The organism is Rhodococcus opacus B4, assembly GCF_000010805.1.
Taxonomy (GTDB): Bacteria; Actinomycetota; Actinomycetes; order Mycobacteriales; family Mycobacteriaceae; genus Rhodococcus_F; species Rhodococcus_F opacus_C.
The window spans coordinates 2,210,684-2,235,080 of the sequence record NC_012522.1; the positions used below are offsets into that span (position 1 = coordinate 2,210,684).

The 24,397-nt window shown below is 67.8% G+C and carries 22 protein-coding genes; 11 read left to right on the forward strand and 11 right to left on the reverse strand.

Annotated features, from left to right (window positions below; genetic code table 11):
• Window positions 1-76 precede the first annotated feature (76 nt).
• Window positions 77-808 (forward strand): FadR/GntR family transcriptional regulator, encoded by a 732-nt coding sequence (locus ROP_RS10340; protein WP_012689281.1) that lies wholly within the window; start codon window positions 77-79, stop codon window positions 806-808.
• 36 nt (window positions 809-844) lie between these two features.
• On the opposite strand, the gene ROP_RS10345 is transcribed toward ROP_RS10340, so the two are convergent.
• The 5 genes from ROP_RS10345 to zwf all read right to left on the reverse strand — a co-directional run bounded on the left by ROP_RS10345 (window position 845) and on the right by zwf (window position 7,688).
• Window positions 845-2,296 (reverse strand): sugar porter family MFS transporter, encoded by a 1,452-nt coding sequence (locus ROP_RS10345; RefSeq protein ID WP_012689282.1) that lies wholly within the window; start codon window positions 2,294-2,296, stop codon window positions 845-847.
• Window positions 2,297-2,514: 218 nt separating this feature from the next.
• Entirely contained in the window at window positions 2,515-3,693 is a 1,179-nt protein-coding gene (locus ROP_RS10350; protein WP_012689283.1) for an ROK family transcriptional regulator, read from the reverse strand.
• Between the two features lie 28 nt (window positions 3,694-3,721).
• A complete protein-coding gene (gene eda / locus ROP_RS10355; protein WP_012689284.1) occupies window positions 3,722-4,348 on the reverse strand; it encodes a bifunctional 4-hydroxy-2-oxoglutarate aldolase/2-dehydro-3-deoxy-phosphogluconate aldolase in 627 nt (208 codons plus the stop codon).
• An 11-nt stretch (window positions 4,349-4,359) separates the two neighbouring features.
• Complete coding sequence (gene edd, locus ROP_RS10360; protein WP_012689285.1) at window positions 4,360-6,213, reverse strand: phosphogluconate dehydratase; 1,854 nt, start codon at window positions 6,211-6,213, stop codon at window positions 4,360-4,362.
• Window positions 6,210-7,688 carry a glucose-6-phosphate dehydrogenase gene (gene zwf / locus ROP_RS10365; protein WP_012689286.1) on the reverse strand — a complete coding sequence of 493 codons (1,479 nt, stop codon included), beginning with the start codon at window positions 7,686-7,688 and terminating at the stop codon, window positions 6,210-6,212. Before zwf ends, edd begins: the two co-directional genes overlap by 4 nt.
• Window positions 7,689-7,839: 151 nt before the next feature.
• Between zwf and ROP_RS10370 the strand changes: the two genes are divergently transcribed.
• Window positions 7,840-9,027, forward strand: coding sequence for an ROK family transcriptional regulator (locus tag ROP_RS10370; RefSeq protein ID WP_012689287.1), 1,188 nt, complete (start codon window positions 7,840-7,842; stop codon window positions 9,025-9,027).
• Between the two features lie 13 nt (window positions 9,028-9,040).
• Here ROP_RS10370 and catC read toward each other — a convergent pair whose 3' ends face one another.
• The 3 genes from catC to catA are packed head-to-tail and all read right to left on the reverse strand — an operon-like array spanning window position 9,041 to window position 11,332.
• Entirely contained in the window at window positions 9,041-9,322 is a 282-nt protein-coding gene (gene catC, locus ROP_RS10375) for a muconolactone Delta-isomerase (protein WP_012689288.1), read from the reverse strand.
• Window positions 9,323-9,338: 16 nt separating this feature from the next.
• Window positions 9,339-10,460: a muconate/chloromuconate family cycloisomerase gene (locus tag ROP_RS10380; protein WP_012689289.1), complete on the reverse strand. Its 1,122-nt coding sequence runs from the start codon at window positions 10,458-10,460 to the stop codon at window positions 9,339-9,341.
• Window positions 10,461-10,489: 29 nt separating this feature from the next.
• Complete coding sequence (gene catA / locus ROP_RS10385) at window positions 10,490-11,332, reverse strand: catechol 1,2-dioxygenase (RefSeq protein WP_012689290.1); 843 nt, start codon at window positions 11,330-11,332, stop codon at window positions 10,490-10,492.
• 206 nt (window positions 11,333-11,538) lie between these two features.
• Here catA and ROP_RS10390 point away from each other — a divergent pair, with 206 nt between their 5' ends.
• Entirely contained in the window at window positions 11,539-12,309 is a 771-nt protein-coding gene (locus ROP_RS10390) for an IclR family transcriptional regulator domain-containing protein (protein ID WP_043826422.1), read from the forward strand.
• Here the strand turns inward: ROP_RS10390 and ROP_RS10395 are convergent.
• Window positions 12,297-12,854: an intradiol ring-cleavage dioxygenase gene (locus tag ROP_RS10395; RefSeq protein ID WP_043824539.1), complete on the reverse strand. Its 558-nt coding sequence runs from the start codon at window positions 12,852-12,854 to the stop codon at window positions 12,297-12,299. The genes ROP_RS10390 and ROP_RS10395 overlap by 13 nt on opposite strands.
• Before the next feature lie 233 nt (window positions 12,855-13,087).
• Here ROP_RS10395 and ROP_RS10400 point away from each other — a divergent pair, with 233 nt between their 5' ends.
• Together ROP_RS10400 and ROP_RS10405 are read left to right on the forward strand one after the other, a co-directional pair.
• Window positions 13,088-14,035, forward strand: coding sequence for an acyl-CoA thioesterase (locus ROP_RS10400; RefSeq protein ID WP_012689293.1), 948 nt, complete (start codon window positions 13,088-13,090; stop codon window positions 14,033-14,035).
• Between the two features lie 51 nt (window positions 14,036-14,086).
• Entirely contained in the window at window positions 14,087-15,574 is a 1,488-nt protein-coding gene (locus ROP_RS10405; protein ID WP_012689294.1) for a multicopper oxidase family protein, read from the forward strand.
• Between the two features lie 10 nt (window positions 15,575-15,584).
• On the opposite strand, the gene ROP_RS10410 is transcribed toward ROP_RS10405, so the two are convergent.
• Window positions 15,585-16,523, reverse strand: a complete 939-nt coding sequence (locus ROP_RS10410) for an AraC family transcriptional regulator (protein ID WP_043824542.1) — start codon at window positions 16,521-16,523, stop codon at window positions 15,585-15,587.
• 165 nt (window positions 16,524-16,688) lie between these two features.
• On the opposite strand from ROP_RS10410, the gene ROP_RS10415 reads away from it, so the two are divergent.
• Window positions 16,689-17,249, forward strand: a complete 561-nt coding sequence (locus tag ROP_RS10415) for a flavin reductase family protein (RefSeq protein ID WP_012689296.1) — start codon at window positions 16,689-16,691, stop codon at window positions 17,247-17,249.
• A gap of 18 nt (window positions 17,250-17,267) precedes the next feature.
• The gene (locus ROP_RS10420) at window positions 17,268-18,884 is read left to right on the forward strand and encodes a 4-hydroxyphenylacetate 3-hydroxylase family protein (protein WP_012689297.1); all 1,617 of its coding nucleotides are present in this window, start codon (window positions 17,268-17,270) and stop codon (window positions 18,882-18,884) included.
• Window positions 18,885-18,904: 20 nt separating this feature from the next.
• Here the strand turns inward: ROP_RS10420 and ROP_RS10425 are convergent, their stop codons facing one another.
• Window positions 18,905-19,852, reverse strand: a complete 948-nt coding sequence (locus tag ROP_RS10425) for an AraC family transcriptional regulator (protein ID WP_012689298.1) — start codon at window positions 19,850-19,852, stop codon at window positions 18,905-18,907.
• Window positions 19,853-20,057: 205 nt separating this feature from the next.
• Here ROP_RS10425 and ROP_RS10430 point away from each other — a divergent pair, with 205 nt between their 5' ends.
• The 4 genes from ROP_RS10430 to benB all read left to right on the forward strand — a co-directional run bounded on the left by ROP_RS10430 (window position 20,058) and on the right by benB (window position 24,365).
• On the forward strand, window positions 20,058-21,269 hold the full coding sequence (locus ROP_RS10430; protein WP_012689299.1) for a cytochrome P450: 1,212 nt from the start codon (window positions 20,058-20,060) through the stop codon (window positions 21,267-21,269).
• Between the two features lie 2 nt (window positions 21,270-21,271).
• Complete coding sequence (locus ROP_RS10435; RefSeq protein WP_012689300.1) at window positions 21,272-22,267, forward strand: 2Fe-2S iron-sulfur cluster-binding protein; 996 nt, start codon at window positions 21,272-21,274, stop codon at window positions 22,265-22,267.
• A 179-nt stretch (window positions 22,268-22,446) separates the two neighbouring features.
• Window positions 22,447-23,841 carry a benzoate 1,2-dioxygenase large subunit gene (gene benA / locus ROP_RS10440; RefSeq protein WP_012689301.1) on the forward strand — a complete coding sequence of 465 codons (1,395 nt, stop codon included), beginning with the start codon at window positions 22,447-22,449 and terminating at the stop codon, window positions 23,839-23,841.
• 14 nt (window positions 23,842-23,855) lie between these two features.
• Window positions 23,856-24,365: a benzoate 1,2-dioxygenase small subunit gene (benB, locus tag ROP_RS10445; RefSeq protein ID WP_012689302.1), complete on the forward strand. Its 510-nt coding sequence runs from the start codon at window positions 23,856-23,858 to the stop codon at window positions 24,363-24,365.
• Window positions 24,366-24,397 lie beyond the last annotated feature (32 nt).

A 24,397-nucleotide genomic window follows, 5' to 3' on the forward strand; every position in this document is an offset into this window, starting at 1 on the left:
GCAAATAAGTACTACTTAGAAGTCCGCTAGCGCGCCAACGTGTGTTCAGTAGGTACCAGCGTGGGAACATCGGCGGATGACCAACGCAGAGGGCGCCGAGTACCGGCAATTACACGAAACGGTGCTCGACCGGCTCGGCAGCGACATCGTGGCCGGGGTCGTGGCACCTGGCACCCGCATCTCCGCCGACGACGTGGTCACCCAGTACTCCGTCTCCCGCACCGTCGTCCGCGAGGTGGTACGGGTTCTCGAATCCCTCGGCCTCCTGGCAGTCCGGCGTCGCGTCGGGATCACGGTCCTGGGCGAGGAGCACTGGAATTCACTGGATCCGAGCGTGATTCGCTGGAAACTCGCCGGCCCGCAGCGCTTCGAACAGCTGTCGAGCCTGAGCGAACTCCGGTCGGGTATCGAACCGCTCGCCGCACGTCTCGCGGCGACACGGGCGACGCCCGAACAGTGCGGGGCACTGACGGCGGCCGTCATCGGAATGTCGTCGACGTCCCGTGCGGCGGACACGGACGCGTACCTGGCCCACGATTCCGACTTTCACCGCACACTGCTGACCGCGTCGGGGAATCCCCTGCTGCGTGCGATGTCGCAGATCGTCGTGGAGGTGCTCGAGGGCCGCACCCGGCACTCACTGATGCCGCACGTCGCGGAGACCGAAGCGATCCGCCTGCACGGCGTGGTGGCGTCGTCCATCCAGCTGGGCGACGCCGACGCGGCGGAGGCGGCCATGCGCGCGATCGTGAGCGAATCCGCGACGGCCGTCGAGCTGATGAAGGACGACGAAGACACCCGCGAGTGAGATCCTCGCGAGTGTCTTCGTCGTGGCGTGGACGGCCTACGCGACCGAATCGGAGTGCATGGCTTCGAGTTCCACGCCCTTCGTCTCCTTGACCCAGCGCAGCACGAAGACGAGTGACAGCACCGCGCAGACGGCGTAGAAGCCGTAGGAGATTCCGAGCGAGAAGTCCTTCATGGACGGGAACGTCACGGTGATCAGCCAGTTCGCCGCCCACTGGGCGCCCGCGGCGAGCGACAGCGCGGCGGCCCGGATGCGGTTGGGGAACGCCTCGCCGAGCAGGACCCACACCACCGGGCCCCAGGACATCCCGAAGGCCACCACGAAGAGGTTGGCAGCGACGAGCGCGATCGGGCCCTGCAGCCCGGTCAGCTGCGGCGTCGTGACCCCGTCCACGACGGTGGTGGAGGCGGTTCCGAAGATGAACGCCATGGTCGCGAGCGTCACGGCCATGCCTGCGGAGCCGATGATGAGCAGTGGTCGACGGCCGACCCGGTCGATGTAGGCGATCGCGATGAGGGTGGTGGCGATGTTGACCACCGACGTGATGACCGTGATCTGCAGGGAGCTGCCCTCGTCGAAGCCGACGGCCTGCCACAGGACGCTGGAGTAGTAGAAGATCACGTTGATACCGACGAACTGCTGGAAGACCGAGAGCCCGATGCCGATCCACACGATCGGCATCAGGCCGAACGCGGAGCCCTTCAGGTCGCGGATCGACGGCTGCGTCTCGCGGGCCAGCGTCGCACGAATGCTGTCGATCTTGAGGTCGAGACCCTTCTCGCCGAGCAGGACCGCGAGGATGCCGCGGGCCTCGCCGATGCGTCCCTGTGCGATCAGGTAACGGGGGGATTCGGGAATGGTCAGCGACAGCAGACCGTAGGCCAGTGCGGGCACACACATCGCGAGGAACATCCACCGCCAGGCCTCGAGCCCGAACCACAGTTCTTCCTGCGATCCGCCGGCGAGAGCGGCGAGGGCGTAGTCGACCAGGAGCGAGACGAAGATGCCCGTGACGATCGCGAGTTGCTGCAGCGACCCGAGGCGTCCACGCACGCGGGCGGGCGAGATCTCGGCGATGTAGGCGGGTGCGATGACCGAGGCCAGACCCACACCGATGCCGCCGACGATCCGGAAGGTCACGAGCATCTCGACGTTGGCCGCGAATCCGGTGCCGACGGCACTGAGGAGGAACATCACCGCGGCGGCCCGCATCGTGACGAGGCGTCCGTACCGGTCGGCGATCCGCCCGGCCAGCATCGCGCCCGCCGCGGCGCCGAGCAGCGCCGAGGCGATCGCGAATCCGAGGAGTGCGGACTCGACCTGGAACTTGCCCTCGATCGCCGACACGGCGCCGTTGATCACTGCGCTGTCGTAGCCGAACAGCAGGCCGCCGAGTGCGGCGACGACCGCGATACGGACGGGAACCGAAGTGCCCTCTGCGGTGTCGCCGGGCGATTCCGCGCCGGGCAACAGGACGTTTTCAGTCATGGGACTCCTCGTGAGCAAGGGGTGATCGAGACTCGGATCGGGCCGAGGCCTGCGCAGAGCGCGCAGTCGTTGTGGTGTGGAACACAGTAGGCAACAAAGCCGCGAATCGTCAAGACATGAACATCTAGAGACGGATTTGTCCGATTTGCATTCATCGATGAACACTGGATGGGCAGAGATCACCCACTGACCCGGATCGGGGATTCAGCGGCGAACAGTCAGGCGGGAAGCGCGGAACGCAGGCCCAGCGCGACGGCGCCGAGCACCTGAGCGCGGGGGCCGAGTTCGGCGACGCGGATGTCCAGGGATCGGACCGCGCTGGGCACCGCGTAGCGGCCGACGACCTCACGCATCGGCCCGAGCAGCAGTTCGCCGGCCAGCGCGAGTTCGCCGCCGATGACGAGTCGTTCGGGATTGACGAGGTTGCACAGGCTCGCCGCGGCGACACCCACGTGCCGCCCGGTGTCGGCGAGCACCCGGATGCAGGCGGCATCGCCGCGCTCGGCCATCGCGACGATGTCGGCGATGCTCAGATCGGGTCCGCGGCTCGGGGCGAGCAGTCCGATCACGACGTGCGAGGCGACGAGGGTCTCGAGGCAGCCGCGGTTGCCACAGCGACACACCTGTCCGAACTCGTCGAGGGTCAGGTGGCCGATTTCGCCTGCGGTGCCGCCTCTTCCGCGGTACAGCCGGCCGTCGAGGACCAGACCGGCACCCACACCGTCGGACAGTTTGACGTAGGCGAGGTCGGTGGTTCCGCGGCCCGCTCCCCACATGTGTTCGGCGAGCACACCGAGGTTCGCGTCGTTGTCGACGTACACGGTGGTGCCGAGATACTCCGACGCGATGGCGGCCGCATCGACACCGACCCAGCCGGGCAGGATCGACGGGGCGCCGACCTCGCCGGTGTCGGTCTCGAGCGGCGCGGGCAGGCCCATACCGACCGCGAGGACGGACGTGCGGTCGCAGCCGAGCCGATCGAGGGCCGCGTCGAGCAGGGCGCCCGCCTGCACCACACCGTCCTCCGCGCGGTGACCCGCACCGAGTTCGACGCGTTCCTCGGCGAGCACCTGGTGCGCCATGTCGGCGACGGCCACGGTGAGATGGCGGTGCCCGAAGTCGATCCCGACCGCGAGGCCCATCCGGCGGGTCAGCCGCACCGCACGCCCCCGCTGGCCGGGATGGTCGCCGCCCGGCACGGCGACCATCCCGGCCGCGGTCAATTCCTTGACCATGTTGGAGACGGTGGCGGGAGCCAATCCGGTGCGACGCGCGATCTCCGCCTGGGTCAGCTCGCCCGACGTCTGGAGCGCGCGGACCACACGGTGCTGGTTGGCGGATTTCAGCGAGGACTGAGAACCCGGCCTCCGGGAATCACCGTTGTCACTGTCGCGCACGATTCACCGTACCGCGCCGCTTCACGCGTTACCGGGCGAGTGCGGCCGCCTCGCGTGCGAGTCCGCTGATCCGGTCCCAGTCCTGCTGCTTCACGGCCTCGGCGGGCGTGAGCCAGGATCCGCCGACGCAGCCGACGTTGGGCAGCGACAGGTAGTCGCCGACGTTCGACGTGGAGATGCCGCCGGTGGGACAGAACCGCGCGGCCGGAACGGGTGAGTGAATCGAGCCGAGGAACTTCGCGCCGCCCGACGCCTCGGCGGGGAAGAACTTGAGTTCGCGGTAGCCGTGCTCGAGCAGGAAGAGCACCTCGGAGACGGTCGCCGCGCCCGGGAGGTGCGGCAGTCCGGTGTCCGTCATCGCCTTCAGCAGAGTTTCGGTGCTGCCCGGCGAGACCAGGAACTGCGCTCCCGCTTCGGCCGCCTGCGCGGCCTGCACCGGTTCCACGATCGTGCCCGCGCCGACGCAGATCTCCGGCACCTCGCTCGCGATCGCCTTGATGGCGTCGAGGGCGCACGGCGTCCGGAGGGTCAGTTCGATCATGGGGATGCCGCCGGCCACCAGCGCGCGGGCCACCGGCACCGCGTCGCCGAGGTCGTCCACGACGACGACGGGGATGACCGGGACGCGGTCGAGGAGGGAGGGGCTGTTCGTCACTGATTACTCCTTTAGACGGGTTGGGGGTGGAAAACGCTGGCGCCCTGGGTCGCCGGTCCGACGGCGGCACGCAGACCGGCGAAGAGTTCGCGGCCCGTGCCGACCCACTCGTCGGCGCCGAGCGCCCGACCGGTTGCCGGTCGGGCAGCGAACTCGGCGTCGTCGACGTGGACGTTCACCGTTCCGGCGACGGCGTCGACGGTCACCACGTCGCCGTCGACCACCCGTGCCAGGGGTCCGCCTGCCGCGGCTTCCGGGGTGAGGTGGATCGCGGCGGGCACCTTGCCGGACGCACCCGACATACGACCGTCCGTCACGAGTGCGACCTTGCGGCCCTTGTCCTGCAGGGACCCGAGAACCGGTGTGAGCTTGTGCAGTTCGGGCATGCCGTTGGCGCGGGGGCCCTGGTAGCGCAGCACCGCCACGAAGTCGCGGTCGAGTTCGCCCGCCTCGAATGCGGCGAGGAAGTCGAGCTGGTCGTCGAACACGCGCGCCGGGCCGGTGACGACCTGGTGCTCCGACTTGACCGCGGACACCTTGATGACGCATTCACCGAGGTTGCCCTTCAGCATCTTCAGGCCGCCGTTCACCGCGAACGGCTCCTCGGGACCGCGAAGGACGCTGGTGTCGTGGCTGATCGGCGTTCCGGGCTGCCATTCGACGCCCTCGCCGGACAGCTTCGGCTCCTCGGTGTACCGGCGGAGTCCGGCGCCGACGACCGTTTTCACGTCCTCGTGCAGCAGTCCCGCGTCCAGCATCGACGACACGACGTAGCCGAGGCCGCCGGCCGCGTGGAAGTGGTTCACGTCCGCCGAGCCGTTGGGGTAGATCCGGGCGAGCAGCGGGATGACGGCCGACAGCTCCGCCAGGTCGTCCCAGGTGAGGATGATGCCCGCGGCGCGGGCGATGGCCACGAGGTGCATCGTGTGGTTGGTCGAACCGCCGGTCGCGAGCAGCGCGACGCAGCCGTTGACCACGGCCTTCTCGTCCACGACCTCGCCGACCGGTGTGTAGTCGTCACCGAGCGAGGTGAGTCCGGCGACGCGCTTTCCCGCCTCCCACGTGAGGGCCTCACGCAGCGGGGTGCCCGGGTTCACGAAGCTCGATCCGGGCAGGTGCAGGCCCATGACCTCCATGAGCAGCTGGTTCGAGTTGGCCGTGCCGAAGAACGTGCAGGTGCCGACGCCGTGGTACGACGCAGCCTCGGCGTCGAGCAGTTCCTCGCGGGTGGCCTTGCCCTCCGCGTACAGCTGGCGGACGCGCGACTTCTCGTTGTTGGGCAGACCGGACGTCATCGGCCCGGCGGGCACGAAGATCGTCGGCAGGTGGCCGAATCCGAGTGCGCCGATCAGCATTCCGGGAACGATCTTGTCGCACACGCCGAGCATGAGGGCGCCGTCGAACATGTCGTGGGACAGGCCGATCGCCGTCGCCATCGCGATCACGTCGCGGCTGAACAGCGACAGCTGCATGCCGTCGCGGCCCTGGGTGATGCCGTCGCACATCGCGGGGACGCCGCCCGCGAACTGGGCGATGCCGCCGGCCTCCATGACCGCGGCCTTCAGCTGCCGCGGGAAGTGCTCGAACGGCTGGTGCGCCGACAGCATGTCGTTGTATGACGAGACGATCGCGATGTTGGGCTTGACGAACGCGCGCAGCGCCTTCTTGTCGGCCGGGCCGGACGCGGCGAACCCGTGCGCCAGGTTCGCGCAGGCCAGCTTGCCGCGCGCGGGACCGCGGTCGGCGGCCTGCCGCATCCGGTCGAGGTAGACCGTGCGCTCGGGTTTGCTGCGCTCGATGATGCGTTCGGTGACGGCAGCGAGGACGGGGTGTATGTCGGCGGTGGGTGTGGGCGCGTCGGTCATGCGGTAACTCCTTCGTGCCAGGCGCGGCCGTCGCGCTCGATCAGGATGGTCGCGTCGGTGGGTCCGTTGGTGCCTGCCGGGTACCGGCGGGGTCCGCGCTCGGACTTCTCCCAGCCGACGAGGATCTGCTCGACCCACTCCCAGGCGGCCTCCACCTCGTCGCGGCGCATGAACAGGGTCGGGTTGCCCCGGACCACGTCCATCAGCAGCCGCTCGTAGGCGTCGGGCGACGGACGCTTGAACGTCTCGATGTAGTTGAGGTCCAACGAGACCGGCTTGAGCCGGATGCCGCCGGGGCCGGGTTCCTTCGCCGTCATGTGCAACCGCATGCCCTCGTGGGGCTGCAGCTGGATGACCAGGCGGTTGGGCTCGCTGTGGCCCTCGCTGCCGGGGAACATGGGGTGCGGGACGGGCTTGAACTGCACCACGATCTCCGAGCAGCGGCGGTCCATGCGCTTGCCGGTGCGCAGGTAGAACGGCACGCCGGCCCACCGCCAGTTCTGGATCTCGGCCTTGACGGCGATGAACGTCTCGGTGGTGCTGTCCGGGTTCTCGACGTCGTCCTGGTATCCGGGCACCGCCTTGCCGTCCGCCAGCCCGGGGCCGTACTGGCCTGCGACCGTGCAGCGTTCGACGTCCTGCGGGCTCATCGGCTTGAGCGCCTGGAGCACCTTCAGCTTCTCGTCGCGCACGGTTTCGCGGTCGACGTAGGTGGGCGGCTCCATCGCGACGAGGCAGAGCAGCTGCAGGAGGTGGTTCTGCAGCATGTCGCGCAGCGCGCCCGCCGACTCGTAGTAGCCGCCGCGGCTGCCCACTCCGAGCGACTCGGCGACGTTGATCTGCACGTGGTCGATCGACGAGGAGTTCCACAGCGGCTCGAGGAACGTGTTGGCGAATCGAGTGACCAGCAGGTTCTGGACACTCTCCTTGCCGAGGTAGTGGTCGATGCGGAAGATCTGGGATTCCTCGAACACAGCGCCGACCGCGTCGTTGACGGCGCGGGCCGAGGCGAGGTCGTGGCCGATGGGCTTCTCCAGCACCACGCGGGACTGCGCGTCGGCGAGACCGTTCAGGGCGAGGTTCTCGCAGATCGGCCCGAACAGGCCGGGGGCGCACGCCAGGTAGAAGACCCGGATGGCGCCCTCCCGGTCGGCGAGACAGTCTTGCAGGCCCGCCCAGTTCGCCGGGTCGGCGACGTCGACGGTGACGTATTCGAGGCGATTGAGAAATCGCTCACAGGTGTCCGAATCCAGCTGATCGCCGGAGACGAACCGCGCGAGTTCTCCGCGCACCTTGTCGCGGTAGCCGTCGGTGTCGAGACCGGCTCGCGAGGCACCGATCACGCGGGTTTCGGCGGGCAGCTGACCGTCCCTGTCGCGCAGGTAGAGCGCGGGAAGCAGCTTACGAACCGCCAGGTCGCCGGTGCCGCCGAACACGACGAAATCGCACGGTTCCACGGTGGTCGCTGGTGACATGTCATCTCCCTCTGAAAGCCGGATGTGTGGGCCATCACAGACGAGAGTAGGCGACCTTTCGCTTTCGATCAATACAGACTTAAGTATTTCGACGAACAAAGATCTGAACCTTACGTTGTCAGACGCGTGTCCGGTTGGTTGAATGGCCTGCATGCGGACGCCTCGCTCGACGACCTCCCCGGCGACGGGCGGCGACGTCTTCGCCCTCATTCGCGCAGGACAAGCCACCACGCGCACCGAGATCGGCAACCTCACCGGACTGTCCCGCACGGCCGTCGCGGCGCGGGTGTCGTCACTGCAGGCGTCGGGGCTCGTCGTCGAACGCGAAGAAGGCGTCTCGACCGGCGGGCGCCCGCCGGTGAAACTCTCGTTTCACGTGCGGGCCGGTGTGGTGCTGTCGGCCGCCATCGGCCGGAGCCGCACCCAGCTGGCCATCTGCGACCTCGCGGGCGACGTCATCGTCGCCGAGGACGTGGAGCAGGAGATCGGCACGAGCCCGGCCGAGCTGATGCCCGTCATCGCCAGGCGCCTCCTCGCGCTGCGCGAGGGGCTGGGCGAGACCGCGGGCCGGACGGTCGGGATCGGGATCAGCCTCCCCGGCACCGTCGACACCGAACGCGGGTGCAGCCTGAACTCCCCCATGATGTCGGGCTGGGACGGCGTCCCGCTGCAGCCGTTCCTCGCCGACGTCACCGACGCGCCCGTGTTCGTCGACAACGACGCCAACGTGATGGTGCTGGCGGAGCGGCGCGGGGAACGCCGCGACTTCGCGGACATGCTGCTCATCAAGGCGTCGACCGGGCTCGGCGCCGGCCTCGTGTCCGGCGGCGTGCTGCAACGCGGCGCCCTGGGCGCTGCGGGCGAGATCGGGCACACGAAAACCGCAGCGGCACAAGGGGTCGTGTGCCGCTGCGGTGATGTGGGATGCATCGAGGCCGTCGCCGGCGGGTGGGCACTGGTCCGCAACCTGCAGGAGCAGGGACGCGAGGTCACCCACATCCGCGACGTGATCACCCTCGCCCTCGCCGGGGACGCCGAGGCCCGGCGGATGATCCGCGAGAGCGGGCGGCAGATCGGCGAGGTCCTGTCGGGAGCGATCAACCTCCTCAACCCGGAGGTCGTGATCGTCGGCGGCGACATGGCGCAGGCGTACGACACGTTCGTCGCCGGGTTACGCGAAACCCTCTACGGCAATGCGATCGCCGTGGCCACCCAACAGCTTCAGATCCTCCCCTGGACGCACGGGGAACTGTCGGGCGTCGTCGGCAGCGCCACCATGGCGCTCGACCACGTGCTCAGCGTGCGGGCCGTCGACCGGTTGCTGGCGCAACAGAAGTAGGCGGCTCCGCCGCCTACTTGACGTCGGAACCGTGCTTCGTGAGCGGCATGATCTCGATCTTCATGTACGGGAACAGCGGAAGGTTCCACAGGATCTCGTGCAGTTCGTCGGCCGACTCGACGTCGAAGATGCTGATGTTGCTGTACTGCCCGACGATCCGCCAGATCTGGGGCCACTTGCCGGAGCGCTGAAGCTCCTGCGAGTAGGCCTTCTCCTTGGCGATGGTCTCGTCCCGGACCTTCGGGTCGAGGTCGCGGGGAATGGCGACGTCCATGCGCACGTGAAAGAGTGCCATCGGGTGGTGTCCTCCTCTAGTTCCTGGTCCAGGTCTTGACTGCGTCCATGTTGAGCTCGACTCCGAGTCCGGGTCCTTCGGGCAGGGAGACCTGGCCGTCGGCGTAGCGGATCGGTTCCTGCAGCAGTTCCTCGCTGAACAGCAGGGGCCCGAACAGTTCGGTGCCGAAGTTGATGCCGGGCTCGGCGCAGGCGAACTGGATGGACGCCGCGGTGCCGATCGGACCTTCGATGGATGTGGCGCCGTGGCAGGCGATTCCGGCAGCCTTCGCGATGGCGACCACTTCGCGGCTCTTGGCGAGGCCACCGCATTTGGTGGTCTTGAGCGCGATGACGTCGGCGGCGCCGCGCCGGGCGACCTCGAGGGCGTCGTGCGGAGTCTGGACGCTCTCGTCGGCCATCACCGGGACGGGGACGAGGCGGTTCAGCTCGGCGAGGACCTCGAGTTGCTCACCGGGTGTGGGCTGCTCGATCAGCTCGACGCCACCGTCGACGAGGCGGGGTACGTACTTCAGCGCGGTGAGCCGGTCCCATCGGGCGTTGACGTCGATCCGGACGCCGGCCTTGCCCTCGAGCGCCTGGGCGATCCGGACCACTCGCGCAGTGTCGACGGCGGGGTCGAGCGCGCCCATCTTCAGCTTGAAACTGAAGTGCCGCTTCGACTCGACGAGACCCAGGGCCTCCTCGATGATCTCCTCGGCGGGTGCGGCGCCGAGCGCCCAGGTGACGTCGACGCCTTTTCGGAAGGCCCCGCCGAGCAGCGTGTGCACGGGCACACCCAGGCTGCGCGCCCAGGCGTCGTGCAGCGCGACGTCGACGGCGGCCTTCGCGAAACGTGCACCCGCGACCACCCTTTCGATGTCCGACATGATGCCGGTGATCTCGTCGACACGCCGGCCCAGCAGGACCGGGACGATGTATTTCTCGATGATCGCCTGCATCGTCTCCACCGATTCGCCACCCCACCAGGGGCCGCCGGGGACGACGCCCTCGCCGTGGCCGGTCACGCCGCCCGCGGTCTCGACCGCGACCAGTAGGAGCGGCTGCGCGGTCATCGACGTGGTGGCGAACTTGTGGGGACGCACCAGCGGCACATCGAGGATCGTCGTTTCGACGGAGACGATCGACAGGTCGGTCATCGGATCACTTTCTGTACGGGTGGAACGGCTCACGCGGGGTCGAGCACGAAGTTGTAGGTGACGTAGTTCTTGCCGTCGTCGCCGGTCTTCGGGTCGAGGATCAGTTCCGGCTTGGTGGCCGAAGCGACGTCGCTGTCGATCCACTCGCCGCCCTTGAAGTACAGCTGCGTGGTGACCGACTCCTTGCCGGGCGCCGACACGATGAGGTGCAGGTGCGCGGGACGCCACGGGTGGCCGTCCTGCGCCTCGATGAACTGACCGGTGGGGCCGTCGGTCGGGATCTGGTAGGGCGCCGGCTGGATCGTGGTGATCTCGTAGCGACCCTCGTCGTCGGCGATGATCGTGCCGCGCAGGTTCCACTCGGGCAGGTGGGGTGCGAACTGCGAGTAGTAGCCGTCGTTGTCGGCGTGCCACAGTTCGACCTTCGCCCCCGCGAGGCCGGTGCCGTCGAGGTCGGTGACCTGACCGGCGAAGACGAGCGGGGTGATCTTCTCGTCCTCGGCACGCATCGGCAGGGTGCACTTCGAGGGCAGTTCGGGCGAGTTCTCGATGTAGTACGGGCCCTCGATGCTGCCCTTGGTGCCCTTGCGGCTGCGGGCGAGGACCTCTTCGACGGAGTGCTCGATGAACACGTCGAGGAACAGCGGCCACTCGCCGCCCTCGCCGACGTCGATGAGCCACTGCTTGAACACGCGGTACTCGGGGTACGTCACGCCGTGCTTCAGGATCACGTCGTTGAGCGCGCCGAGGGCGTCCTTCGCGATCGCCGCGAGCCGCTCGGGCGAGGTGTCGGCGGTGACGCGTTCGGCCTTGAACTTGTCGGTGGCGGCCGTGCCGGAACCGGCTGCGGTGGGGCTCTCGGTGGTGGTCATCTTTTCTCCTTGGGCTGGAGGGATTCGGACGGGGCTGTTATCGAGTTTTGGGCGACGCGGTGGGTGATCACGCGCCGGAGGGTCTTGCGCATGTACGCTATGCGTACTAACATCACGCTGTGCGTACACCACTACTGTGCGCGCAGTCACATTGAAATGTCAACCCCGAGTCCGGATATGCACGAGAATCCCTGGTGGAGGCCGCCATGACCGAGAACGACCGCGACTACATCCAGAGCATCGAGCGCGGCTTCGCGGTGCTCCTCGCCTTCGATGCCCAGCGCCCGAACCCGACGCTCGCCGAACTCGCCACGGAGGCGGGGCTGTCGCGCCCCGCGGTCCGCCGGATCCTGCTGACCCTGCAGAAGCTGGGATACGTCGCCGGCTCCGGAGGCCGGTGGTCGCTCACCCCGCGCGTGCTCAGCATCGGCCAGCACTACTCGGAGTCGCACGCGCTGATCGAGGCCGCGATGCCGCGACTGCTCGAGGTGGCCGAGAAGACGCAGGAGTCCGCGTCCCTCGGCGTGCTCGACGGCGCCGACGTGGTGTACGCGGCCCGCGTGCCCGTTCGACGGATCATGAGCATCAACGTCTCGGTCGGCACCCGCGTCCCCGCATACGCCACCTCGATGGGCCGCGCCCTCCTCGCCTGGGCTCCCGCCGACGTCGTCGAGCGGGTGGTCGCCGAGTCGACGTTCCAGAAACTGGGGCCGGAGACCATCGGCTCCGCAGCCGAACTCGACCGCGAACTCGCGAAGGTCCGGGAGCAGGGCTTCGCACTGACGGCCGAGGAACTGGAAAAGGGGCTGATCTCGCTCGCCGCACCGGTCCGCGACGCCGGCGGCGCGGTGGTCGGCGTGGTCGCGTGTTCCACCTCGTCGGCACGCAACACTCCGGCGCAGTTCCGGGAACAGGCCGTTCCGTGCGTCCTCGCCGCCGCGGCCGCCCTGAGTGCGGATATGGGCTACGCCGGCTGAGGGCCGCACGCCGATCGGATCGGATCGAGCACGAAGTCGCAGGACACCGCACCGCCGGCATCGACGTCGACGAACGTCTCGACGGCGGACTCACCCACTTCCCGCGATGCGTCCGGCGTCGGCACCAAGCGCGTCTCGCGCGGCAGGTGGCCGCGGGCGTGCACGACCACGTTGAGATGGCCCACGGCGGCATCGCCTCGGGCACTGGAGAATTCGCACGGTGCGGGCTGCACCGTCGCGATGTCGAAGCGACCACCCGCGCACGTGACGACGATGCCGCGCAGGTTGTTGCGCAGGATCTCCACGGAGTACCCGGAATAGCATCCGTCGGCGTCCGCGTGCCAGATCTCGATCTCCGCACCCGACAGCGGTTCGCCGGTGCGGGACCGGACAACACCCGTCACCCGCAGCGGCGACCCGGGTTCGCCGGGAAGTGCCGCCAGGTTCGCGGTCCACGGCAGCACCCGCTGCGCGGGGAGGTAGAACTCCCGGTCCACGTAGTCGAGGGAAGCCCGTGGTGCGGCCGTCGTCGAGATTGAGGTCATCACCTGATCCGATCACTCATGCACGCTGTGCGTACACACAGAACGCTCTGCGGTCCCGATCGAGTGTGCGCGCTGTCACACACGTTCGTCAACTGCGGTCCGTTCACATCGCGAACGCGTCGGTACGAGGCAACTGTGGGATAATTTCCCCGCCACCGGCGGACAACGACGTTTCGCCGTACCCCGGTGCGCGCCCTCGCGCCGGCCACGTCGAACACCCGAGGAACACATCGATGACCACCCCTCCCCGCAGCATCACCCTCCGCTTCCTCGCCGCACCCACCGAGGTCGCGACACTCGGAGGTGCGGTCCAGGGCGGCCGCATCCTCGAATGGATCGACAAGGCCGCATACGCCTGCGCGGTCGGCTGGAGCGGAAGCTACTGCGTCACCGCATACGTCGGAAACATCAAATTCACCCGGTCCATCGAGTCCGGACACCTCGTCGAGGTCGAGGCACGGCTCGTTCACACCGGGCGCTCCAGCATGCACATCCAGTGCACGGTGTCGTCCGCCGATCCTCGCACCGGACAGTTCACCGAGGCCAGCAACTGCCTGATCATCTTCGTGGCCGTCGACGACTCCGGAAAACCGACGACCGTACCGCCGTGGAAGCCCGTCACCGCCGCCGACCGCGCCGAGGCCGAGGAGGCCGTCATGCGCATCGGCCTGCGGGCCGACATCGAAGAGGCGATGAGCAAGCAGAGCTACACCGACGCGGGCACCGCACCGGAATCACTGACCCGCTTCCTGGCCGCGCCCACCGATGTCAACTGGGGCGGCAAGACTCACGGCGGCACCGTGATGCGCTGGATCGACGAGGCAGCCTACCTGTGCGGCACGTCGTGGAACGGCACCCCGTGCGTGTCCGTGTACGCCGGTGGTGTCCGGTTCTACCGTCCGATCCAGATCGGGCACGTCGTCGAGGTCGACGCCCGCCTGCTGCACACCGGCGCGCAGACCATGCACATTTCGGTGCACGTGCGATCGGGCGACCCGCGCACGCGGGAAATGAACCTCACCACCCACTGCCTCACCGTCGTCGCCGCTGTGGACGACGCCGGCGCGGCGACGGCTGCGCGGCAATGGGTTCCGCAGTCCGACGAGGATCGCAAGCTTGAGGCGCACGCCCGCGAACTCATCGCCCTCCGCGACCGCGCGCGAATCGGCGCCCTTGCGTAACCCGGCCGAGTAGCGTCACGGGAAAGCGTCTACCCGCGGAAGGAGCGGGAGATGACCGGGTTCCGGGCGCTCGACATCCAGCTGTCGCGACGAGACGTCCTGCGTTGGGGTGCGAGCGCAGCCGTGCTCGGGTTGACCGCCGCCTGCTCGTCGAGCGAAGACACCGACTCTCCCGTCGGCCCTGATTCACCGCAGGTGCGGGCGTTCGCCGAGGCCGAGTCGCGGCGGTTTCCCGGCGGTCGACCGGTCGCCTACGAACTGACCGCGGCGCAGTCCGACGTCGACCTCGCAGGGACGCGCACCGCGGCGTGGCTGTACAACACGCAACTGCCGGGCCCGGTCCTGCGGGCGGACGTCGGCGATCGCGTCCAGGTGCGGTTCCGCAACCAACTCCCGGACCCGACGACGGTGCACTGGCACGGGCTGGCCATCCGCAACGACATGGACGGGGTCCCGGACGTCACCCAGGCCCCGATCCCGGCGGACACAGAGTTCGTCTACGACTTCATCCCGCCCGACCCCGGAACGTACTGGTATCACACGCACGGCGACCTCCAGCGCGGTCGCGGCCTGTACGGCGCGCTGATCGTCGACGACCCCGGAGCACCCGCGGACTACGACGCCGAGTTCGTCGTCGTGCTGTCCGACTGGCTGACCGAGCGCACACCGACGCAGGTCTTCGACGAGCTGAGGGGCGGAATGTCCCCGATGCCCGGCCCCGACATGACGTCGGCCGCGCTCGGCGGCGACGCCGGGGACGTGCGGTATCCGGTGTACCTCGTGAACGGCCGACCTCCCGCCGACCCGGTGGTCTTCACGGCGCGCGCGGGGCAGCGCGCCCGGATCCGGCTGATCAACGCCGGCGACGACACGGCGTTCCGGGTCGCGCTGGGTGGCCACCGGCTGACCGTCACGGACACGGACGGGTTCCCGGTCGAACCGGTCGTCACCGACTCGGTCCTCATCGGGATGGGCGAACGGTACGACGCCGTCGTCACCCTGCGGGACGGGGTGTTCCCACTGGTCGCGGTCGCCGACGCGAAGGGCGCGCAGGGATTCGCGGTGGTCCGCACCGGGGGCGGCGTGGCCCCCGATGCTTCGGTGCTCCCCGCCGAGCTCGCGGCACCGCCGCTCACCGTGGCCGACCTGAGTGCCACCGAGGCTGCCCGACTACCGGTTCTCGACCCGGCCGTCACCCTGGAGGCGTCGCTCGGCGGCGACATGAAGAAATACACGTGGACGGTGAACGGCCAGGCGTATCCCGACCACACACCCCTGACGGTGCACTCCGATCAGCGGGTTCGGCTGGTCTACACGAACACGACGATGATGTGGCACCCCATGCACCTGCACGGGCACACGTTCGCGGTGGCCCGGATGGACGGTTCCGGGCCGCGGAAGGACACCGTGATCGTGCTCCCCGGCCAGACCGTCGCCGCCGACATCGACACGACCAACCCGGGGCAGTGGATCACGCACTGCCACAACGACTATCACCTTGCCGCCGGGATGGCGACCATCTTCTCCTACGTCGACTGAGCCCGAGCCGTCAGCCCCGCAGGACCTCGGACGGCGCCGTCCCGTACTTCTTGCGGAACGCCGCGGCGAACCGGCCCGTGTGGGTGAATCCCCACCGCATCGCCACGTCGGCGACGGTGACCTGGCTGTCTGCCCGCAGCAGGTCGTCGTGCACGCGTTCGAGTCGCACGTCCAGCAGGTAGTCGCGGGGGCTCACCCCGACATAGTCGCGGAACCCTTCCTGCAGCCGGCGCACGCTGACCCCGGCGACCTCGGCCATGTCGGCCGCAGTCCAGGCGCGGGACGGGTCGGCGTGGATCTCGTCGACCACCCGCTTCACGATCCGCGGACGCGCGCACCCCACTCCGGCCCCGTCGTCCGGGACCGCGGCGAGCACGAGCGCGGTGGTGACCGCACCCGACAACTGCTCCGCGACGAGCGCGTTGTTCAGCACCCCGTCCGACTCCAGCATCTGGTTCAGCAGCGACCGCACCAGAGCGAGCCAACTCGCGCCGTTCTCCGTGGTCACATCGATCTGCGGGGGGAGCCGGATGTCGGGCCGGGCGAGGATCCGCGACATTTCCCGGTGCAGGTGGTCCCGGTCGACGCGGACCCCGATGATGGAGCACTCCTCGCTCCAGTTGGTGATGAGCGTCGACGTGTCGGGCGGGCAGATCGTCCCGGAACCCGGCGCCGAGAGCACCTCGTTCCTGCCGGTCACCGACTCCAGGTGCCCCGACAGCGGGACGTTGACGGCGTACGCGCCGGGGTGGTCGGACCGGATCGACACGTCCGCACCCCAGCCGATGTGCGTGATCTTCACCGGGCCCAGCTCCACGGCCTCCGCGACCGTATTGGTCGCCTTCGACCTGCTCAGCGGCGTGAGGGTGTGCGGGAAGTACACGTCCGACACGACGTGCGATGCCTCGTCCCAATCCTCGGGGCGGGAAATCTTCGACGTGGCCGACATGGCACCAGTGTGACCGCGCACACTCCGCAATGCAATCGAGGCCCCCGCCCCAACTCGCCGCGCAAAGCGGATCACCTCCGCGCTCAGCGGATCGACGCCCCGTTCCCCCGGTCGTACGTTCGTCCGTACCTCAACAGCGCCCGGACAGGAAGGGAGGCTCCGAACATGGAGCAGCGCGAACTCCGGAACATTTTCGGGCAGTTTGCCAGCGGAGTCACGGTCATCACGTGCGCCAACTCCGAGGGCCTGCCGCACGGGGCGACGGTCACCGCCTTCACCGCCGTCTCGATCGAGCCGAGACTGTGCCAGGTCACCCTGACCCGAAAGTCGAAGGCCTGCAACTACTTGAGCAAGTCGCCGTTCGCCGTCAACATCCTCGCCGCGGACCAGGTGGACACCGCGATGCATTTCGCCGGGCGCCCGCAGAATCCCGAACCCGTGTGGGCCGACGGACCGACCGCCCCGATCATCTGCGGCGCCGCCGCCACGCTGTCCTGCGAGCCGTGGGCGGAGTACGACGGCGGCGACCACATCATCTTCATCGGTGAGATCGTCGCCGCCGAATCCAGCGGCAAGGATCCGCTGCTGTTCTACCGGAGCACCTTCCACGCTCTCGGCTCGCCGTCCGCGTCGGCCGCGTGGAACGGATCGATGGACGATCCGCACAACGGGTGGTTCGACTCCAGCACCTCCTTCACCCCGTTCCACCTCCAGCCCACCCACTGATCCGAAAGGACTTCCGACATGACCACCACCGAAAGCGCACCCGAGACCGCGCTCGACCCGACGAAGGTCAACCCCGCCGCGGACTGTGAGGCCAACCGCACCGCGAACTTCGCCACCCGCCCGATGACCGGCGACGAGTACATCGAGTCGCTGCGCGACGACCGCGAGATCTGGTTGCACGGCGAGCGTGTCGAGGACGTCACCACGCATCCGGCGTTCCGCAACCCGATCCGGATGACCGCCCGCCTCTACGACTCGATGCACACCGGTGAGCACGTCGAGAAGGTCACCACCTCCACCGACACCGGCAACGGCGGCGTGACGATGCCGTTCTTCAAGGCACCGAAGTCCTCCGACGACCTGCTGAAGGAACGCGACGCCATCGCCACCTGGGCGCGGATGACGTATGGCTGGATGGGCCGCAGCCCCGACTACAAGGCGTCCTTCCTCGGCACCCTGCACGCGAACAAGGAGCTGTACTCGCCGTTCCAGGACAACGCCGAACGCTGGTACAAGGAATCGCAGGAGAAGGTCCTGTACTGGAACCACGCGATCATCAACCCGCCCGTCGACCGCCAGCTGCCGCCGGACGAGGTCGGCGACGTGTTCATGAAGGTGGAGAAGGAAACCGACGCCGGCCTCATCGTCTCCGGCGCCAAGGTCGTCGCCACCGGATCGGCGATCACCAACTACAACTTCATCGCGCACTACGGGCTGCCGATCAAGAAGAAGGAATTCGCCCTCATCTGCACCGTCCCGATGGACGCGCCGGGCGTGAAACTGATCTGCCGGTCTTCATTCACCCAGAACGCGGCCGTCATGGGCACCCCGTTCGACTACCCCCTGTCGAGCCGGATGGACGAGAACGACACCATCTTCATCTTCGACAAGGTGCTCGTGCCGTGGGAGAACGTCTTCATGTACGGCGACGTGGACAAGATCAACGGCTTCTTCCCGCAGTCGGGTTTCCTGCCCCGCTTCACGTTCCAGGGCTGCACCCGTCTCGCGGTGAAGCTCGACTTCATCGCCGGCATGCTGATGAAGGCGCTCGACGCCACCGGGGCGGGCGGTTTCCGCGGTGTGCAGACCCGCGTCGGTGAAGTGATCGGCTGGCGAAACCTGTTCTGGTCACTCACCGAATCCATGGCACGCAACCCCGAACCGTGGATCGGCGACACCGTCATCCCCAAGCTCGAATACGGTCTCACGTACCGCATGTTCATGATCCAGGGCTACCCGCGGATCAAGGAGATCATCGAACAGGACGTCGCGTCCGGACTGATCTACCTGCCCTCGAGCGCCCGCGACTTCAAGAGCCCCGACGTGCGCCCGTACCTCGACAAGTACGTCCGCGGCTCCGACGGCATGACCGCCGTCGAACGCGTCAAGATCATGAAGGCGCTGTGGGATTCGATCGGCAGCGAGTTCGGTGGCCGCCACGAACTGTACGAGCGCAACTACTCCGGCAACCACGAAAACGTCAAGGCCGAACTGCTGTTCGCCGCCGAGAACCGTGGCGACGTCGCCTCCATGAAGGGCTTCGCCGAGCAGTGCCTGTCCGAGTACGACCTCGACGGCTGGACGGTGCCCGACCTGGTCGGCAACGACGACGTCTCGTACTTCGGTAACAAGTAGTCACATACGCGCACTCCCCGTCAGAAGCGAATCAGCTCTGACGGGGATTTGCCGTACCTCCGGCGGTAGGCCGCGGAGAACCGGCCCGCGTGCGTGAAACCCCACCGCGCAGCGACTTCGGAGACGGTGACACTCGAACCCCGCGCCTTCAGGTCGTCATGGGCGCGACTCAGCCGGATGTCGAGGAGGCACTCGGACGGGCTGCGCCCGACATACTGACGGAACCCCTCCTGCAACCGGCGGACACTGGTACCCGCCAACTCGGCCATGTCGGCCGCGGTCCAGGCACGGGCCGGGTCGTCGTGGAGTCCGTCGAGGACCCGTTTGACGATCCGCGGTCGCGGGGCGCTCGGGCAGGTCTCGCCGTCCGGGGTGACGGCGAGGACGAACGCCGACGTGATCGCGCCGGCGAGTTGCGGGCCGACCACCGGGTTCGCGAGGAGGTCGGCCGGCTCCCGCAGTTGCGCGGTCAGTGAGCGCACCAGGCGGAACCAGCTGTTTTCCGCAGCACCGGTGAGATCGAGCTGCGCCGGGAGAGACAACCCGGGCCGCAAGTCGGAGCCGAGGATCCGGTCGGCCTCCTGCTCGAGGTAATCGCCGTCGAACTTCACGCCGAGCACCGAGCAATCGCCGCTCCACCGGGTGATCAGGGTCGGCTCGTCCGCCCGGAAGACGGTCGCCTGCCCCGGACGCGACACCACCGTGCCGCCCGGCGAACAGGACTCCAGCGAACCGGACAGCGGGATGTTGACCTCGTACGCGCCCGGATAGTCGCATTCGATCGACACGTCCGCGCCCCAGCCGAGCCTGCCGAGGGTGACGGGACCGAAGTCGACGGTCCGCATCGACAAGGTCATCGCACCGCCCGACGACAGGTCGGTCAGCGTATGCGGAAAATACGCACCGGCCACCGCTCTCGACGCCGCATCCCAGTCCCGGGTCTCGGTGATCGTCGATGCCATCGTCATGCACCTGCCTCGCTGAAGAATCTCTTCCGACCCATTCAAGCTGCGCCGGGACTCCGAGTCGAGGATAACTGAGATGCCGGTCACAACTTGTCGCGCACATCGTCCAGACCCCGCGCAGATCGGCTAGACGGCCCGCCGGCCTGCGCAATACGTTCTCCCCCACACGCCACGGCCACGAAAGCTGTTTCGGAAGAGGAGAATTGACATGACCGCCACGCTGTCCTGGATCGACGAGATCACGATGACGGAACTCGAGCGCAACCCGTACCCGGTCTACGAACGGCTGCGCGCCGAGGCACCGCTGGCGTACGTCCCGGTCCTCGGTTCGTTCGTCGCGACCACCGCCGACCTGTGCCGCACCATAGCCAACAGCCCCGACTTCGAGGGGATCATCACGAAGGCCGGCGGACGCACGTTCGGCCACCCGGCGGTGATCGGGGTCAACGGTGAGATCCATCGCGACCTCCGGTCGATGGTCGACCCCGCGCTGCAACCGTCGGAGGTGGATCGGTGGGTCGACGGACTCGTCCGGCCCATCGCGCGACGCTACGTGGAACAGTTCGAGAACGACGGAAAGGCCGATCTGGTGTCGCAGTACTGCGAGCCGGTCAGTGTGCGCGCGCTCGGTGATCTGCTGGGCCTGAACGACGTCAGCTCGGACACGTTGCGCGACTGGTTCCACCGGCTGTCCAACTCCTTCACCAACGCGGGCGTCGACGCGAACGGAGAATTCACGAACCCGGAAGGGTTCGTGCAGGGCGACGAGGCGAAGGCCGAGATCCGCGCGGTCGTCGATCCGCTCATCGACAAGTGGATCGTCGACCCCGACGACAGCGCCATCTCGCACTGGCTGCACGACGGCATGCCCGAGGGGCAGGTCCGCGACCGCGAGTACATCTACCCCACCCTGTTCGTCTACCTGCTGGGCGCGATGCAGGAACCCGGACACGGCATGGCGTCGACGCTCGTGGGTCTGTTCACCCGCCCCGAGCAGTTGGAGGCCGTCGTCGACGAACCCGCCCTGATTCCGCGGGCGATCTCCGAGGGAATGCGCTGGACCTCCCCGATATGGTCCGCCACCGCCCGCATCAGCACCCGGGACGTCACGCTCGGGGACGTGTTCCTGCCCGAGGGATCCGTCGTGCTGCTGTCCTACGGTTCGGCCAACCACGACACCGCCGTCTACGACGCCCCCACCGACTACGACATGACGCGTCCCCCGCTCCCCCACCTGGCGTTCGGTTCCGGCAACCACGCGTGTGCGGGCATCTACTTCGCCAACCACGTGTGCCGGATCGGCCTGGAGGAGCTGTTCGAGGCGATCCCGAACCTCGAACGCGACGCCGGTGCGGACGTCGAGTTCTGGGGCTGGGGTTTCCGCGGTCCGACCGCACTGCGGACCACGTGGGAGGTGTAGCCGTGACCTTCACCGTCTCGGTCGGCACCGACAGCGTGGAGTGCCGACCCGACCAGCCGATACTGGACGCATTCCTCCGCGGCAGCGTGTGGATGCCCAACTCGTGCAATCAGGGCACGTGCGGGACGTGCAAGCTGCGGGTGGTGTCGGGGACCGTCGACCACGGACCGTCGCCCGAGAACACCCTGACCCCGGCCGAGCGCGAGCAGGGGTTCGCGCTGGCCTGCCAGGCGACCCCGTGCAGCGACGCGGTGGTCGAACGCCTGGACGCGGCGCCCGCGGGCGACATCCACGCACTGCGGGACCTCGTCGGCACCGTGAGCGCGATCGACGACATCGCCCGCGACACGAGGCGCGTTCTCGTCACGCTCGACGGCCCGCTCGAATTCTCGGCGGGCCAGTACGTCGAACTTCGGATACCCGGCACCGGCCGTGGTCGCCAGTACTCGATGGCGAACACGCCGGGCGAGTCGAAACTGCTCGAGTTCCACATCCGAAGGCAGCCGGGTGGCGCGGCGACGGACGGCTGGGTGTTCGGCTCGATGTCCGTCGGTGAGCGCGTGGACATGGTGGGCCCGCTCGGCGACTTCCGGCTCGATCCGGAGGACGAAAGTCCGATGATCCTGCTCGGCGGCGGAACCGGACTCGCCCCGCTGAAATCGATAGCTCGCCAGGCACTCACGTCGGAGCCGGACCGCGTGGTCCACCTGTACCACGGCGTGCGCGGGGAAGCCGACCTGTACGACGTCGACCTGCTGCGGGAATGGGAGCGAGAGCACCCGGGTTTCCGATACGTTCCGTGCCTGAGCGACGAGACGTGGTCCGGGCGGTCCGGTTACGTCACCGATGCGTTCGTGGAGGATTTCGACACCTGTCGCGGCCACTCCGGGTACCTGTGCGGGCCGCCCGCGATGGTCGACGCCGGCATCAAGGCGTTCAAGCGCAGGCGGATGGCTCCGCGGCGGATTTTCCGGGAGAAGTTCACGTCCGCCGTCTGATCACGGCTCCGACGCACACCGGGGCCCTCGGGACCCCGGTGTGCGGATGCCGAACACGTCCTAGTCAGTACTCGGTAAATGCCTAGTGTGATGCAGCGCACAGGCTGCAAGAGTGGAATCCATTGCCGGACCCGGGCGCCCTCGCAGGGCGCAAGCCCCCGGAGATCTTGGAGGATCCCATGACTGAAACCCTGTATACAGCGCCGTCCGAATACACAGCGCCGTCCGAGGACGTGCGCGCCAAGCTGGCCGACGCGCTCATCGAGGACGCGGAAACCGGCCGCTACCAGGTGCGCCGGAGCGTATTCACCGACGAGGACCTGTTCGAACTCGAGATGAAGCACATCTTCGAGGGCAACTGGATCTACCTGGCCCACGAGAGCCAGATCCCGAACGTCGGCGACTACTTCACCACGTACATGGGCCGCCAGCCGATCGTGATCTCCCGCAACAAGGAGGGCGAACTCAACGCCCTGGTGAATGCGTGCAGCCACCGGGGCGCGATGCTCTGCCGGCGCAAGACGGACAACCGGACCACGTTCACCTGCCCGTTCCACGGCTGGACGTTCAACAACTCCGGCAAGCTCCTCAAGGTCAAGGACCCGCGCGAGGCCGGGTACCCGGAACAGTTCAACAAGGACGGCTCCCACGACCTCACCAAGGTCGCGCGATTCGAGAACTACCGCGGATTCCTGTTCGGCAGCCTGAACGCCGACGTCCCGCCGCTCGAGGAACACCTCGGTGACACCACGAAGATCATCGACATGATCGTCGACCAGTCGCCCGACGGTCTCGAGGTGCTGCGCGGGGCGTCCACCTACACCTACGACGGCAACTGGAAGCTGCAGACCGAGAACGGCGCCGACGGCTACCACGTGTCCGCCACCCACTGGAACTACGCCGCGACCACATCGCGGCGCGAATCCGGTGAGTCCACCAACGCCACGAAGGCGATGGACGCCGGCAAGTGGTCGAAGCAGCAGGGCGGCTACTACTCGTTCGACAACGGCCATCTGCTGCTGTGGACGAAGTGGGCCGACCCTGCCAACCGCCCGCTGAACGAGCGTCGCGACGAACTGGTCGCCGAGTACGGCGAGGACCGCGCCGACTGGATGATCGGGGTGTCGCGCAACCTGTGCCTGTACCCGAACGTGTACCTGATGGACCAGTTCGGTTCGCAGATCCGGCATTTCCGTCCGATCTCCGTCGACAAGACCGAGGTCACCATCTACTGCATCGCCCCGAAGGGTGAGAGCCGGACGGCACGCGCCGCCCGCATCCGCCAGTACGAGGACTTCTTCAACGCCACCGGCATGGCCACCCCGGACGATCTCGAGGAGTTCCGCTCCTGCCAGAAGACGTACCAGGCCGGGGCCGCACCGTTCAACGACCTCAGCCGCGGTGTCACCCACCAACTCCAGGGCCCCGACGAGGACGCCAAGAAGATCGGCATCAACCCGATCTCCAGCGGCGTGAAGACCGAGGACGAGGGCCTCTACCCGATCCAGCACGGCTACTGGGTGCAGGCGCTCACCAAGGCACTCGACGCCGACGTTGCCGCGACCAACCGCTGAGGGAGACGATCACCATGACTGCAGTAGCCGAAAGCACCGTCACCCAGCACGACATCGAGCAGTTCCTCTACCGTGAGGCCCGCTACCTCGACGACCGCGAGTTCGAGAAGTGGATCGAGTGCTATCACCCCGACTCCGAATTCTGGATGCCGGCGTGGGCCGACGACGGTGAACTGACCACCGACCCGATGACCGAGATCTCCCTGATCTACTACGCCAACCGCGGCGGTATCGAGGACCGGGTGTTCCGCATCAAGACCGACCGGTCGAGCGCCACGAGCCTTCCGGAACCGCGCACCGGGCACAACATCTCGAACGTCGAGGTCGTCGATCGTCGCGGCGACGTCGTCGACGTCCGGTTCAACTGGTTCACGCTGTACTTCCGGTACAACACGGTCGACACGTACTTCGGGAACTCGTTCTACACCATCGATTTCTCCGGTGAGCAGCCTCTGATCATGAAGAAGAAGGTCGTGCTCAAGAACGACTACATCCACCACGTGGTCGACATCTATCACATCTGATCTCTTTCCATTCTTCGCGAATCGAGCTGTTT

What these genes read in the sequence shown, in the direction of transcription:
- ROP_RS10340 (WP_012689281.1), top strand. Translation starts at nt 77, where the DNA reads ATGACCAACGCAGAGGGCGCCGAGTACCGGCAATTACACGAAACGGTG.
- ROP_RS10345 (WP_012689282.1), bottom strand. Translation starts at nt 2,296, where the DNA reads ATGACTGAAAACGTCCTGTTGCCCGGCGCGGAATCGCCCGGCGACACC.
- edd (WP_012689285.1), bottom strand. Translation starts at nt 6,213, where the DNA reads ATGACCGACGCGCCCACACCCACCGCCGACATACACCCCGTCCTCGCT.
- zwf (WP_012689286.1), bottom strand. Translation starts at nt 7,688, where the DNA reads ATGTCACCAGCGACCACCGTGGAACCGTGCGATTTCGTCGTGTTCGGC.
- ROP_RS10370 (WP_012689287.1), top strand. Translation starts at nt 7,840, where the DNA reads ATGCGGACGCCTCGCTCGACGACCTCCCCGGCGACGGGCGGCGACGTC.
- catC (WP_012689288.1), bottom strand. Translation starts at nt 9,322, where the DNA reads ATGGCACTCTTTCACGTGCGCATGGACGTCGCCATTCCCCGCGACCTC.
- ROP_RS10380 (WP_012689289.1), bottom strand. Translation starts at nt 10,460, where the DNA reads ATGACCGACCTGTCGATCGTCTCCGTCGAAACGACGATCCTCGATGTG.
- catA (WP_012689290.1), bottom strand. Translation starts at nt 11,332, where the DNA reads ATGACCACCACCGAGAGCCCCACCGCAGCCGGTTCCGGCACGGCCGCC.
- ROP_RS10390 (WP_043826422.1), top strand. Translation starts at nt 11,539, where the DNA reads ATGACCGAGAACGACCGCGACTACATCCAGAGCATCGAGCGCGGCTTC.
- ROP_RS10395 (WP_043824539.1), bottom strand. Translation starts at nt 12,854, where the DNA reads ATGACCTCAATCTCGACGACGGCCGCACCACGGGCTTCCCTCGACTAC.
- ROP_RS10400 (WP_012689293.1), top strand. Translation starts at nt 13,088, where the DNA reads ATGACCACCCCTCCCCGCAGCATCACCCTCCGCTTCCTCGCCGCACCC.
- ROP_RS10405 (WP_012689294.1), top strand. Translation starts at nt 14,087, where the DNA reads ATGACCGGGTTCCGGGCGCTCGACATCCAGCTGTCGCGACGAGACGTC.
- ROP_RS10410 (WP_043824542.1), bottom strand. Translation starts at nt 16,523, where the DNA reads ATGTCGGCCACGTCGAAGATTTCCCGCCCCGAGGATTGGGACGAGGCA.
- ROP_RS10415 (WP_012689296.1), top strand. Translation starts at nt 16,689, where the DNA reads ATGGAGCAGCGCGAACTCCGGAACATTTTCGGGCAGTTTGCCAGCGGA.
- ROP_RS10420 (WP_012689297.1), top strand. Translation starts at nt 17,268, where the DNA reads ATGACCACCACCGAAAGCGCACCCGAGACCGCGCTCGACCCGACGAAG.
- ROP_RS10425 (WP_012689298.1), bottom strand. Translation starts at nt 19,852, where the DNA reads ATGACGATGGCATCGACGATCACCGAGACCCGGGACTGGGATGCGGCG.
- ROP_RS10430 (WP_012689299.1), top strand. Translation starts at nt 20,058, where the DNA reads ATGACCGCCACGCTGTCCTGGATCGACGAGATCACGATGACGGAACTC.
- benA (WP_012689301.1), top strand. Translation starts at nt 22,447, where the DNA reads ATGACTGAAACCCTGTATACAGCGCCGTCCGAATACACAGCGCCGTCC.
- benB (WP_012689302.1), top strand. Translation starts at nt 23,856, where the DNA reads ATGACTGCAGTAGCCGAAAGCACCGTCACCCAGCACGACATCGAGCAG.